The sequence below is a fragment of the Flaviramulus basaltis genome (assembly GCF_900114265.1).
Taxonomy (GTDB): Bacteria; Bacteroidota; Bacteroidia; order Flavobacteriales; family Flavobacteriaceae; genus Flaviramulus; species Flaviramulus basaltis.
Genome location: NZ_FPKV01000003.1, coordinates 643,139 through 658,103, shown reverse-complemented (window position 1 = coordinate 658,103; position 14,965 = coordinate 643,139). Strand labels below are relative to the sequence as shown.

General features: G+C 32.7%; 8 protein-coding genes. All 8 read left to right on the top strand.

The annotated features are described in order from the left end of the window. The first annotated feature begins 9 nt into the window (after positions 1–9). Positions 10–1,059 carry a PKD domain-containing protein gene (locus BT151_RS15045; protein WP_072403147.1) on the top strand — a complete coding sequence of 350 codons (1,050 nt, stop codon included), beginning with the start codon at positions 10–12 and terminating at the stop codon, positions 1,057–1,059. A 275-nt stretch (positions 1,060–1,334) separates the two neighbouring features. Then, positions 1,335–4,655: a LamG-like jellyroll fold domain-containing protein gene (locus BT151_RS15040; protein ID WP_072403146.1), complete on the top strand. Its 3,321-nt coding sequence runs from the start codon at positions 1,335–1,337 to the stop codon at positions 4,653–4,655. Between the two features lie 7 nt (positions 4,656–4,662). Next, positions 4,663–5,358 (top strand): fibronectin type III domain-containing protein, encoded by a 696-nt coding sequence (locus tag BT151_RS15035; protein WP_072403145.1) that lies wholly within the window; start codon positions 4,663–4,665, stop codon positions 5,356–5,358. A 297-nt stretch (positions 5,359–5,655) separates the two neighbouring features. Next, positions 5,656–6,513 (top strand): glycoside hydrolase family 16 protein, encoded by an 858-nt coding sequence (locus BT151_RS15030; protein ID WP_072403144.1) that lies wholly within the window; start codon positions 5,656–5,658, stop codon positions 6,511–6,513. 21 nt (positions 6,514–6,534) lie between these two features. Continuing rightward, positions 6,535–9,117 carry a glycosyl hydrolase 115 family protein gene (locus BT151_RS15025; protein WP_084647985.1) on the top strand — a complete coding sequence of 861 codons (2,583 nt, stop codon included), beginning with the start codon at positions 6,535–6,537 and terminating at the stop codon, positions 9,115–9,117. Positions 9,118–9,144: 27 nt separating this feature from the next. Continuing rightward, positions 9,145–10,986 carry a glycoside hydrolase family 2 protein gene (locus BT151_RS15020; RefSeq protein ID WP_072403143.1) on the top strand — a complete coding sequence of 614 codons (1,842 nt, stop codon included), beginning with the start codon at positions 9,145–9,147 and terminating at the stop codon, positions 10,984–10,986. Positions 10,987–11,071: 85 nt separating this feature from the next. Then, positions 11,072–13,504 (top strand): glycoside hydrolase family 2 TIM barrel-domain containing protein, encoded by a 2,433-nt coding sequence (locus BT151_RS15015; protein WP_072403142.1) that lies wholly within the window; start codon positions 11,072–11,074, stop codon positions 13,502–13,504. Between the two features lie 106 nt (positions 13,505–13,610). Next, the gene (locus tag BT151_RS15010; protein ID WP_245794875.1) at positions 13,611–14,963 is read left to right on the top strand and encodes a glycoside hydrolase family 27 protein; all 1,353 of its coding nucleotides are present in this window, start codon (positions 13,611–13,613) and stop codon (positions 14,961–14,963) included. Positions 14,964–14,965: the final 2 nt, after the last annotated feature.

Genomic DNA, 14,965 nt, shown 5'->3' with positions numbered 1-14,965 from the left:
AAAATTAAAATGAAACAATTTAAAAATTATAATTTAAGTCTTTTAGCAGTTACGGTAATATCCTTATTTATTATTGCTTGTAGTAGTGATGATAGTACACCGAAAGATTCTACTGCAGATTTTTCGGTTTCAATAAGTGATCTAGATGTATCCTTTACCTCTAACACCAAATATGCTGTTTCCTTATCATGGGATTTTGGAGATGGTGAAACATCAACCACTATCAACCCTACACATACATATAGTGAAGCTGGTGATTACTCAGTAACTTTAACAACAGTAGCAGCCGTTGGAGGAAATCCAGATACAATAACAAAAACCATTTCTGTTTTAGAAATTAATCCTAAAGCAAACTTCACTTTTGAAATTGACGACAAAACGGTAACGTTTACTAATACTTCAGAAAGGGCTGTTTCTTATGAATGGGATTTTGGTGATGGAGAATCATCTACCGAAGAAAACCCAGCACACACATACGCTGAATATGGAGATTATTCTATTACACTAACAACAACAGGAGTTGAAAACTCTACCCCTGCAATGGTTACAAAAACGCTAACTTTAGAACTTGGAGGCGCTTTTGTTTCAGTAGATGTTGAAAATGTAGATTTCTCGCTTCCTGGAGCTGGGAAACAATCCAACTGGGATAATGTACCTGGTTGGAATAGCGATACAACAGCAACCGACTCAGGAGTTGAAGAAGGTGACGCTGGCTGGTTTGCTTTTAAAAAGAGCAATGATCCTTCCGTTTATAACCTTACAGACCATGTAATCGCTGCGAATGAAGAATTCAAAATTAATCTGGATGCATCGGAGAGCTATAACACTTCCCAAATTATTGTCACGCTATACTATGATACTGGTGATGGTGTAAGGAATGTGTTAGCAGACCAAACATTTGACCTACTACCTGATAATGCAACAGCTAATTTTGAATTAACAGCCAATGCTTCATCGGCATCTGTTGGAGCGAAACTTGGTATTATGATAGATAACATATCTACCGATGGAAATGATGGTTGGACAAACTTTAGCAATGTTCAATTATTTGCAAAATAATTTAAAATATAATAATGTATAAGTCTTTTAAAAACCCTTATACATTCTAAAATTTAGAATTAGTCAAACTTTATTTAATAAAAGACTCCAGAGCATATATTGTTCTGGAGAATTTTTACTAAAAACGTCAACTAGTAAATTTAAAGGTAGCTAGCGGGTATTAATTATAAAGAATTTGAAAAAAAAACTATTAAATTAACGAATAAAAGTAATCTTGAATATCTCAATAAATACGATATTTTAAAGATAACAAACAACTAATACTAAAATATAAAATGATGAAAAACTATGCGTTTCTAATAATTATTTTAAGTGTTTTTACACTTAATGTAAGCGCCCAATCACCTTTAGAAGTTTTTTCTGAAGAAAACTATGGAGGAACATCGCAACAATATGAAATAAAAACTCTTCATACTGATTTGGGCTCTTTTGATAATAACATTAAGTCCTTTAAACTTCAACAAGGCTATATGGCTACTTTTGCATCTAATTCTGATGGTACAGGATATAGTAGAGTTTATAGAGCTGACGATGCAGATTTAGAAGTGCCTGTTATGCCTCCTTATTTAAACGGCACCATTTCCTTTACTAGAACCTTGCCTTTGCATGATCTTGTTACGAGAAAAGGATGGGCCGGATGGGATCCAATCGAAATAAATGCCACCAACAGTAGTTGGTCTTACGATTGGTCTGCAGGCGGAAACACATCACCTACAATAGAATATGTGCCTATAAAACAAGGCCAAAACTGGCCAGGTTGGGATGAAATCAATGCTAAAGAAGGCGTTACCCATTTATTATCATATAATGAACCAAGTCATACAGATCAAGCAGACATGACTGTTCAAGAATGTATAGATGGTTGGCCAAGTCATATGCAATCTGGATTACGACTAGGTTCGATTGCTACTGATGATCCATTCAATCCATATCTACAGCAATTTATGGATAAAGCAGAAGCGCTTAATTATCGAGTAGATTTTATACCGTTACATTGTTATTGGAATAAACCTGTAACATCTTGGTCCACAGAACTGGACCTTATTTATGAAAATTATAAACGGCCTATATGGATAACCGAATGGAATATAGGTGCCAATTGGACTACACCTAGTAGATTTCCAAACAACAATCCTAATGAGATAACCGATGAAAATGCTGCATACCATTTGGAAGAAATGATTGCGGTATTGGGTGTTCTTGAAAGTAAAGAATATATTGAACGTTATTCTATTTACAATTGGGTAGAGAATGCTAGAAAGATGATTGTCGATGTTAATGATGAATTTAGAGAGACAAACCCAGATTGGGAAAGTTATGAATGGTTAAAAACGGCACCTATAATATCAGTTTCGAATGATGGTAGTGGCGATTATAAGGTGTTTACACCAGCTGGTGAGTATTATCGTGATCTTGACTCTAAAAAAGCATACAATCCGACAATGGAATATATTCCAACTTGGACCCCTTTACAAGAGTCTTTAAGTTATGAATTATCAGATGATTATCAAGACATAATTCTTACTTGGGAAGGCATTAATAATGATTTGGTCAACAAATATATTATTGAAAGAAAACTAGAAGGAGAAACTGAATTTTCAGTGTTTTCTGAATCTTCAGATTATACTGTTTTAAGCGTTGATGATGTTATTCACACTTATGCAGAATATAGAATTAAAGTTATAGGTAAAGATGATGCAGAATCTACCTATTCTGAAATATTGATTTTTGAGCAAAGTGAAACTGCTGATGCTCCTAGTGATTTAACGGGTGAAGCGGTATCGACGTCTATAATAAGTTTAAGTTGGTCTGCAGTAAACAACGCTACAGGTTATAATTTAAAAAGAGCAACTACCATTGATGGCAGTTATGTTACCATTGCTACTTTCATAACAGAATTAAGCTACCAAGACACTGGTTTAAATGCTGACACGAACTATTATTATAAAATTTCCTCTGTAAATTCGGGAGGAGAAAGTGAAGATTCATCATCAATAGCTGTAAAGACTCTGGTATTAGAAGCACCAAATACAGTTTCCAATATTCTGTTAGCATCTGGTGATGCACAAGTTATATTGGGATGGGATTTAATGTATGATGCACAGTTTTACGTAAAAAGATCTACTTCAGAGAATGGAATATTTGAAATTATTGCCACTATTGATACTAATGAGTATACAGATGCCACTGTAGAAAATGGTACAACCTATTACTACCAAATTTCAGCATTTAATGAAATGGGCGAAAGTGAAAATTCTATTATCCTAGTTGCCAGCCCTGAATTAGGACAGCACGCTTATTATAACTTTAATGAAAATGTAGGTTCCAACCCACATGATCAATGGGGAAATTATACAGGCGTTTTGAATTCGTCTGTCGCTTGGAAACCAGGTTTACACGATAGCAGTATTTACTTAGATGGATCTGCTTCATCTTATATGGATATTGAAGAAGGAGTAATGGAAAACTTAACCGATTTTACAATTTCAGCTTGGTTAAAACTAGAAACTGTTCAAAATTGGGTTCGTATCTTTGATTTTGGTTCAGGCACAGATTCATATATGTTTTTATCTGCCCAAAGTGCTAGTACTGGAAATTTCCGTTTTGCAATTACAAATGATGGAGATGAAGAAGCTATAGACACGAACATTAAACCTGTAATTGGCAAATGGGTTCACCTTGTGGTTACTTTAGAAGGCTCCACAGCTGTTATGTATATAGATGGCGTAGAAGCTGGTAGAAATGAAACCATGACGCTTAATCCATCAATGCTAGGAAAAACGACTCAAAATTATATCGGTAAATCGCAATGGCCTGACGCTAATTTAGATGGCCGTATAGACGAGTTTAAAATATATAACTACGCATTAATGCCCAGTGAAGTAGCTCAACTTACAGATATTACGATATCAAGTGATAACTTTTCTATTGAAGCTTATGGCGAAACTTGTCCAAATAAGGATAATGGGAAAATAGTGATCGTAGCTAGTTCAGATTTAACATACACGGCCACTATAAATGGAACACCTTACACTTTTACAGATAACACATTAACATTAAACGAATTAGCCACTGGAACTTATGATGTATGTATTACGGTAGCAGAATCTAATATTGAACAATGTTACACGATAATTATTCCAGAAAGCAATGTTATTGCTGGTAAAATGTCTGTAGGTAAAAATAAGACACATGTACAAGTAACTTCAGGAACTGGTCCTTATAATATTGCGATCAATGGAACAATAAAATTTCAGACTAACGATACAGAATTTGATATATATGCTAGTTCAAACGATCTTGTAGAGATTACATCATCGAAGGCTTGCGAAGGAGTTCTTGCAAACGAAAACTCACTTCTTAATGCAGTCGTATTTCCAAACCCATCATCAGGACATTTCGAAATTGCTTTTCAAACTGATTATAAAGAGATTAATATGGAAATATATGATATTATGTCCAGACTAGTTTCAAGTTCTACTTGTAAAATCATTGATGGAAAAGTCTCAGTTAATATAGAAAAGGAACCTTCTGGTATTTACTTTGTTAAAATACAATCTGATATCGTTAAGACATTTCGTATAATTAAAAAATAATTTTAAAATGAAAAAAATATTCTTATTAGCCTTGTGTATTAATATATTGCTTGTGTCTTGCAATAATGATGACGGAATAATCCCAGAAGAACAAGTTCCAAATACAGCTCCCACAACTCCTATTTTGAGTTACCCAACCAACAATTTGGTGTGTATTGAAAATGCTATTAATTTTCAATGGAGCCCCTCAACTGATGCTGAGGATAATGTACCTATCTATGATTTGCAAATTGCAACCGATGTTAATTTCACTGAAGGGTTGAACACTGTATCCACTATCGCTAACAGTAAGTTAATTACATTGGAAAAAGGACTCCTTTACTACTGGAGAATTAGTGCTAGAGACACTAAAGATGCTACAAGTGATTACTCTGAGGTTTTCAATTTTTACACCGAAGGAACTGGTATTATAAACCACTTACCATTTGCTCCAGTACTTGTGTCACCTGAATTAAATTCAGAACAGTCTGGTAATTCGACCTCGTTAAAATGGTCTGTAGAAGATGCAGATGGAGACAGCCTTACTTACGATGTATATTTTGGTAATAACGCTGAATCTTTAGATAAAATAGCAAGTGATATTACAGAAAATGAATATAACGCAGATCTCACAGTTACTGGAGAGTATTTCTGGAAAGTATTAGCCAAAGATGGTAAGGGAGGCACAACTGTAGGGCAACTATGGAACTTTATTAAAGAATAATTTTATATAATTTTTGGAGGCTTACACTTTTAATACTACAAATATTTACACTTCAAAAAAAGGATTTAAAATTAACTTATAGCATATCATTATTGTCATTTAAAAAAGAAAAATAAAAGACTCTAGATAATGAAATTATGCCTAAAGTTTATGAACAAAATAAGAGCCTCCAAAAATTTTAAAAAACTGAAGTGAGTTTAGTTAGTAGTAGTTTGGTAAAGGGAATAAGTATATTTTATTAATTATACCTACTTCCCTTTTCATTCTATTTTTTTAACCTAACAATTAATTTTAAATATGAAAAATGGATTCCTATTAAATACATGCTTTTTATCATGTTTTCTTTTTTTATTAATTAATTATTCCTGTGCTTCTAAAAAACATATCACCAGCACTTATGATGATTATCATTTGGTTTGGAGTGATGAATTTAATACTGATGGCATTCCAAATAAAGATAATTGGGATTATGAATTAGGTTTTGTAAGAAATCAAGAAGAACAATGGTATCAAAAAGAAAATGCAATCTGCAAAGACGGATACCTAATTATTCATGCAAAAAAAGAAACTAAAAAAAATCCAAATTTCACTTCTAAATCAGAAATAAACTGGAAAAAAAATCGTGATTCAATTAAAATCACATCAAGTTGTTTAATAACAAAAGACAAGCATTCTTGGCAATATGGACGGTTTGAAATGCGAGCAAAAATCCCAACAAGCAATGGAATATGGCCCGCATTTTGGACTTTAGGAACTCAAGGAAATTGGCCTGCTAATGGGGAAATTGATATTATGGAATATTATAAAGGGAAAATTTTAGCAAATATTGCTTGGGAATCAGATAAAAAATGGACTCCAATTTGGGATTCTGAAACAGTAGATTTAAAAGAATTTGAAACCCCTAAATGGCATGAACAATTCCATATATGGAGAATGGATTGGGATGAAAATTCAATAAAATTATTTGTAGATAATCAACTATTAAACGAAGTAGATTTGAAAACTACCTTTAATGGCACAAATAGAAAAAATCCTTTTCATCAACCACATTATTTATTACTCAATTTAGCAGTTGGGGGAATAAACGGAGGAGAAGTCACACAAGAAAGTCTACCTACCGAATTTGTAATTGATTATGTAAGGGTTTATCAATAAAACCAGATGATATAATAAGTTATGAGAAAAAGTAATAGCTATATCTTTATTATCCTTATAACCTTATTTTTTCATAACTCTTCCTTTTCACAAGATTTATCAAATTTTAATTACAATGCTATTAATTCAGGTATTCCGTGGTTAGATAATAATGAAAATGTGGTAAATGCTCAAGGTGAATATATTATCAAAGAAAAAGACACATTTTATCTTTTTGGGGAATCACATACAGTAACTATTTTTATTGATAAAAACTCAGATGAATTAATAAAATGGGCGGTTACTGATTTTTCTAAAGATTTAGAAACAATATCTGGAAAGAAAGTCTCCATTAATTATACAGATACATTCCACCAAAACAAAAAAGGAATTTATATTGGGAAATTTGATGATAAACTCATTAAAAACTTACCTAAAAACGACTCAAATAAATTACAAAACCAATGGGAACATTTTAGCATAAAAAAAAATAAAAACAATCTTTTTATTTTTGGTAGTGATGTTAGAGGAACCGTATATGGTGTTTTTGATTTGGCAGAACGCATTGGTATATCACCTTGGAAATGGTGGGCAGATGTAACACCATTAAAAAAAGAAAATATCGTTTTAAAACTGCCAGAAACAGGAATTAACGAAAGTCCATCGGTACAATATCGAGGCATCTTTTTAAACGATGAAGACTGGGGCCTACAACCTTGGGCTGCACATACTTTTGAACCTGAAACCAACGATATTGGTCCTAAAACTTATGAAAAAATATTTCAATTGCTTTTACGATTAAAAGCCAATACTATTTGGCCAGCAATGCATCCATCTACAAAGGCGTTTTTTAAGGTTCCTGGCAATAAAGAAATGGCTGAAAAATATCACATTTCAATTGGTACTTCACATGCAGAACCAATGCTTCGAAACAATGTAGATGAATGGAATAAAAAAGAATTTGGAGAATATAATTACTTCAATAATAGAGACAACGTAAAAGAGTATTGGCAAGAACGAATTTCTGAGCTAAAAACAAGCAATAACATTATAACCATGGGCATGCGTGGTATTCATGATTCTGGAATGGAAGGTAATGTAAGCAAAAATAAAAAAGTAGAGATACTTCAAACCATTATTAGAGATCAACGAGAAATTCTTAGTAATACCTTAAAACAACCAATCCAGGACATACCCCAAGTATTAATTCCTTATAAAGAAGTATTGGATATTTACAACGACAGTTTACAGGTTCCTGATGATATCACCTTAATGTGGACTGATGATAATTATGGATATATCCGTAGGTTAAGTGATGATGTAGAACAACAACGTAAAGGAGGTTCGGGTGTGTATTATCATCTAAGTTATTGGGGAAGACCCCATGATTATCTTTGGCTTTCTACAACACAACCAGGATTAATATGGTACGAAATGTCCAGAGCCTATCAAAATGGTGCTAAAAAAATATGGATTGCAAATGTTGGAGACATCAAACCTTCTGAATATGCCATGGAATTTTTTCTTGATTTAGCTTGGGATATTCATAGTATAAACGAAACCACCATTAACAAACATTTAAAAGACTGGACAAGTAGAGAATTTGGAAATGATAAAGCTCAAGAAATAGCTAATTTACTTCAGGAATACTACCGATTGGCGTTTCTAAGAAAACCAGAATTTATGGGATGGAGCAAAACAGAACCACAAACAGACACACAAATTACAGCATTTACCACAAATAACAACAATGAACTACAACGTAGAATTGATGCCTACACTACCCTATTTAACAAAGCAGAACGTATAAAATCATTTATTGTAAAAGAACGATTGGATGCTTATTTTCAGTTAGTAGAATATCCTATTAAAAGCGCCGCTTTAATGAATCATAAATTTTTATATACTCAACAGGCTTTTATTAGTAATGATTCATTAAAAAAAGAAAAATTAAACACTAAATCTCAAGTTGCTTATGATAGCATTGTTTTGTTAACTAAAAAATACAATAATGACATTAGTGATGGAAAATGGAGCAATATGATGTCTATGAGTCCTCGTAATTTATCTGTTTATAAAATGCCTACCTATCATTTATCAAAGCCAGATTCAACTAATAATAAAAAACATATTCAAAATTCAACATTAGACCCCATATTTCTTCAAGCTTCTAATTATTCAAAAAAAGGAGCTGTTAAAAACTTCTATTGGAAAAGCATAAAGGGTTTAGGGTATAGCGATTCAAGTGTCACCTTATTTCCGTTTAGTAACCATCTTTTTGAAAATGAAAAACCATATTTAGAATACCATTTTAATATTGAAAAAACAGGTGAATATAACATAGAAATTCGTTGTCTCCCAAACCACTCTAACAACTTTGATCATAAAATATGGATTAAAATAAATGAAGGTGATGATACAGAATATGCTATAAATACCAAAGGCAGAAGTGATACTTGGAAAGAAAATGTACTTCAAAATTTTACATCAGTTAAACAAACCGTAATGTTTAATAAAACAGGAAAACAAAACTTAAAAATAGCAGTAAACCAAACAGGAATAGTGATTGATCAAATTGCAATAAACCCGAAAGGATATGGTGCGTATTATGAAATTAAAAAATAGAATTACTAAAATCAATTATTCAAAATAATGAAATATCAAAATAAGCACCTTATAGCCATTTTAGTGTTTTGTATAGTTCAATATGCAGAATCACAAATCAATCTAATCACTAATATTGATGGCAGAGAAACTATTTCATTAAATGGGACTTGGAATTACATTATAGATCCATACGAAACTGGTTTTTACAATTATAGATATGGTGAACGAAATGAAAATGATGGCGAAGCCTATTGGAGCAGAACAGAAGTTAAAAATAAAATTGACAGAATTGAGCATGGCTATGAAAGTCCTTATGAAATGCAGGTTCCTGGAGACTGGAATTCTCAAAAAGAAATTTTTGAATATTATGAAGGTACGGTTTGGTATCAACGCAATTTTGATCTAAAGCATATTAAGGACAATGAACGTGTATTCATTCATTTTGGAGCTATAAATTATGAAGCTCATGTGTATTTAAATGAAAAAAAAATGGGAACGCATAAAGGCGGTTTTACGCCCTTTAATTTTGAAATCCCTAAAGATTTATTAAAAAATGAAGGCAATTTTTTAGTAGTTAAAGTTGATAATAAAAGACATAAAGACGAAATACCAACTGTAAACACAGATTGGTGGAATTATGGTGGCATTACAAGAGATGTAAATCTTGTTATTCTTCCAGATAATTTTTTGCAACACTATGCTCTAACAATCAATCAAGATCAAGATATAAAAACAGCTATAAAAAAAAGTGAGTTTGAATTGGAAGGTCACATTAAATTATTTAAATCAGTATCAAATACTGCAGTAACAATTGAAATTCCTGAATTAAAAATTAATAAAAAAATTATAATTAATGGAGATGATGCAACCTTTCATATAAAAGCAAAAAAACTAAAACTTTGGTCTCCAAAAAATCCTAAACTATATGATGTGTCCCTAAAATTCAATGATGAACAAATAAAAGAGAAAATCGGTTTTAGAAAAATTGAAACCGTAGGAAAAAAAATTATATTAAATGGCGATCCTATCTTTTTACGTGGAATTTGTATTCATGAAGAAATAGCACAAGATGCTCGAAGAGCTACATCAAAAAGTGATGCACAACAGCTTTTAGCTTATGCAAAAGATTTAAATGCTAATATGGTGCGGTTAGCACACTATCCCCATAACGAAAATATGGTAAGATTAGCAGATTCTTTAGGGGTTTTGGTTTGGTCAGAAATACCTGTGTATTGGACCATCGATTTTAAAAACGAAACCGTCTTAAATAAAGCTAAAAAACAATTAGAAGAAATGGTTGTAAGAGACCAAAATAGAGCTTCTGTAATAATTTGGTCTGTTGGAAATGAAACACCTGTACACGAAGCAAGAACAGACTTTATGAAAGCTTTAATTGTAAAAGCAAAACAATTAGATGATACACGATTAATCTCTGCAGCTCTAGAAGTTTCTAATAAAAATGGATTACACAAGGTAGATGATCCTTTAGGTGAATTTACAGATATTGTTTCTGTTAATGAATACCTTGGTTGGTATGGAGGTCATCCAAACGATACACAAACCGCTAGTTGGGACATAGCTTACAACAAACCATTTTTCATTAGTGAAACTGGTGCTGGAGCAAAAGGTGGTTTTCATGCCGATAAAGAAACCCGATGGAGTGAAGAATATCAAGAATGGTATTATGAAGAACAAATTAATATGATGAAACGTATGCCAGATAATTTTAGCGGAATTTCACCTTGGATTTTAGTAGATTTTAAATCCCCAAGAAGAAATCACCCTAAATATCAAGAAGGTTGGAATAGAAAAGGTTTAATAGACAATAAAGGAAATAAAAAGAAAGCTTTTTATGTATTACAAGAGTATTATAGCGAATTGAAATAAAAGTAAATCAATTATTCAAAAAAATAATGAAACAAATCATAAAAATCCTTTTTATCAACCCATTATGCATTAATTAAATAAAATTATGTTTAAAATAAAGAAAATAGTATTATTAATTTTAACCTTTTACACTGTATCCGCTTTCAGTCAAATATCATTTGGAGAGTCTAAAAAAATTAATGACCAGTGGAAGTTTATCCTTCAAGATAATCAAGATTTTCAAAATGAGTTATTCAATGCTGAAACATGGAAAACTGTTAATCTACCTCATGATTGGAGCATAAAAGGACAACTAAGCCCTACTCTAGCAAGTGGTACCGGCTATTTACCAGGTGGTATCGGTTGGTATAGAAAAAGCATTGATATTCCATTAGAAAGAAAAGGGCAAAAAGTATTTTTATATTTTGAAGGTGTATATAATAGAAGTGAAGTTTTTGTTAATGGAAAATCCATAGGAAAACGCCCTAATGGATATATTTCTTTTGCTTATGATGCTACGCCTGATATTAAATATGGTGAAAAGAACACGATTGCTGTTCGTGTAGATCATAGTAAAAGTGCCGATTCCCGCTGGTATTCTGGTTCAGGGATTTACCGAAATGTTTGGTTAATATATTCAAACCCTATCCATATTACGCAGTGGGGCGTGTATGCGTATCCTGAACTAAATAAAAACTCAGGAGTTTTAAATATCGAAGTTGATTTAGAAAATGGTTTAAATGATAAAGAAAGTTTAGAACTTGTAAATGAATTAATCAACAATAAAGGAAAAATAGTAGCCAAAAGTGTCAATAAAATCAAAATAGAAGCGAAACAATCTGCTAAAGTTTCAACAAAAATAAAGGTTAACAATCCAGAAATATGGAGTTTAGAACATCCAAATCTTTATCAACTTAAAACAACGGTTTTAAAAGCTGGTAAATCAATTGACCAAACAATAACACAAACAGGGTTTCGTAGTTTTACGTTCAACCCAAATAAAGGGTTCGCGCTTAATGGCATCTGGATGAAGGTTAAAGGTGTTTGTTTACACCATGATGCAGGCGTGTTAGGCTCTGCTGTACCTATTGAGGTTTGGAAATCAAGATTAGAAACGTTAAAAAAAATTGGTGTCAATGCCATACGTACCAGTCATAATCCACAGGCTCCAGATTTTTATAAACTTTGTGACGAATTAGGGTTGTTGGTGCTTAATGAAGCTTATGATGAATGGGAATATCCAAAGCGTAAATGGATAGAAGGTTGGAATGTAGGAACACCAGGGTTTGAGGGAAGTTATGATATTTTTACCGATTGGTCAGAAAAAGACCTAGAAGATATGGTTCGTCGCGACAGAAACCATCTATCGGTTTTTGCATGGAGTATAGGTAATGAAGTAGATTACCCTAACGATCCCTATTCGCATCCCGTATTAGATGGCGGTGGAGATACAGGATTTTCGCAAGCGGTTTATGGAGGCTATAAAAAAGATGCACCAGATGCCATGCGTCTTGGTGATATTGCAAAACGCTTAGTTTCTGCCGTTAAGAAATATGATAAATCTCGTCCTACAACTGCTGGTTTGGCAGGTGTAGCCATGTCCAACGAAACGGCATATCCGGGAGCATTGGATATTACAGGTTATAATTACACAGAAAGCAAGTACCTGTCTGATCATAAAAAATATCCTAATCGGGTTATTTATGGCAGTGAAAACCGCCATGATATGGAAGCTTGGTTAGCAGTAAAAAACAACGATTATATTTTCGGACAATTTTTATGGACAGGGATAGATTATCTGGGAGAATCTAGGAGTTGGCCTTCAAGAGGATTTAATTCTGGACTAGTAGATTTTTTAGGTCAGATAAAGCCTCGAGGTTATTTTCGGCAATCCCTTTGGTCTAATAAACCTATGGTATATATAGGAACTTATATTTCTAATAATAAAAAGACAGAAGAACTCTCTAAAGATGCTTGGCCAATATGGAATTATGAAGAAGAGCAAACTATAAGAGTGGTTTGTTATACAAATACAGCTAAAGTGCGTCTTGAACTTAATGGAACCATTGTTGGTGAAGAAAAAGAATATAACGAAAAAAACGGCATTATATATTGGGATATTCCTTTTAAATCAGGCAAATTAGAAGCTGTGGGTCTTACTAATGATGATAAGGAGATAAGCAGACATGCTATTGTCTCTTCTAAACAACCTTATGAACTTACTGTAAAAGTTGAAAATAATACTATTAATAAAGATAAAGGAGTTGCTCAGTTAATTATACAAGTAATAGACGAAAATGGCGCACCTGTAATGCTTTCAGATAACGAAGTGACTTGCTCAATAACTGGTCCCGCTGTTCTACTAGGATTAGAGTCAGGTAATAATACAGATATGACAGATTATACCGATAATAAACAACGCGGTTTTCATGGAAAAATTTCAGCTTATATACAAGCAACCGGCAAAATGGGCTTGGTTGAGGTTAAATTCACAAGTCCTTGGTTAAAATCTATTAAGACAGCCTTAGAAGTAAAATAGATGTGAACCTAAAGTATTATTGGAGTTTTAATAAAATATTATAGAAGTCAAGTAAATAATTATGTGTGATAAAACAAAAAACATAAAAGTCAAAAAAAACATATTATTGTTAGTAACAATTACCCTACTTGCTTCATGTGTATCCAAAAAAGAAAAAATACCTTTCAAAAAAGGAGAATTTAAAACCTGGGCAAAAACACCTCCAATGGGATGGAACAGTTGGGATTGTTATGGACCAACAGTTGAAGAACATGAGGTTAAAGCTAATGCCGATTATATGGCAGAAAATTTAAAAGAATTTGGATGGGAATATATTGTTGTTGACATCCGTTGGTTTGTAGAAAATGACAAAGCAGGTGGTTATAACCAAACAGATCCTCGTTATGTGTTAGATGAATATGGTCGCTATTTACCTGCCGTAAACCGTTTTCCTTCTGCTAAAGATGGAAAAGGATTTACAGAATTGGCTAATTACATACATCAAAAAGGGCTGAAATTTGGAATACATATCATGCGTGGCATTCCAAAAATTGCCGTAGAAAACAAGTTAGCTATTAAAGGAACAGATGGTATTACTGCCGATCAAATATATACCACCGAAAACCAATGTGAATGGTTAAAAGACAACTACACAATTGTAGCTGGAAAAGAAGGAGCTCAAGCATATTACAATTCAATTTTTGAATTGTATGCAGCTTGGGGCGTCGATTTTATAAAAATAGATGATCTCTCTGCCCCTATTTATCATAAAGATGAAATTGAGATGATACGTAAAGCAATCGATAATTGTGGCAGACCAATTGTATTAAGTACATCGCCTGGACCTACACCTATAGATGCGGCGAAACACGTTAGTAATAATGCCAATATGTGGCGTATGGTAAACGATGTTTGGGATAGCTGGTGGCATATTCAAAATTTATTTAAAGTAAGTGAAAAATGGTATGGCTACAATAATGCCGGTACTTGGCCCGATTGCGATATGATTCCTTTAGGAAGACTTTCTATACGAGGAGAACGAGGAGAAGACCGTATGAGTCACTTAACAAAAGAGGAGCAATATACCTTAATGACATTGTTTACAATTTTCAAATCACCTTTGTTTTTTGGTGGAGATTTACCTAGTAACGATGCCTTTACACAATCGCTTATCACCAATAAGGAAGTGCTAAAAATGCATAGTGAAAGCACAGATGTACGTTTACTTTTTCAACAAGATGGAAAAGCAGCCATCACTTCAAAAAACAAAACAACAGGAGAAACATATCTTGCTTTATTTAATATTTCTGAAACAGACACCCTTGAAATTACAGTGAATTTGGCAGATTTGTCACTTACAGGAAATGTAAAAGTAACAAATATGTGGACAGGTGAAGAAATGGGTGAATCTAAAAATTTAATTACTCAAAACATTGCTGCCCATGCTTCTGGATTATATAAAATAAATGAATTGAAATAAAA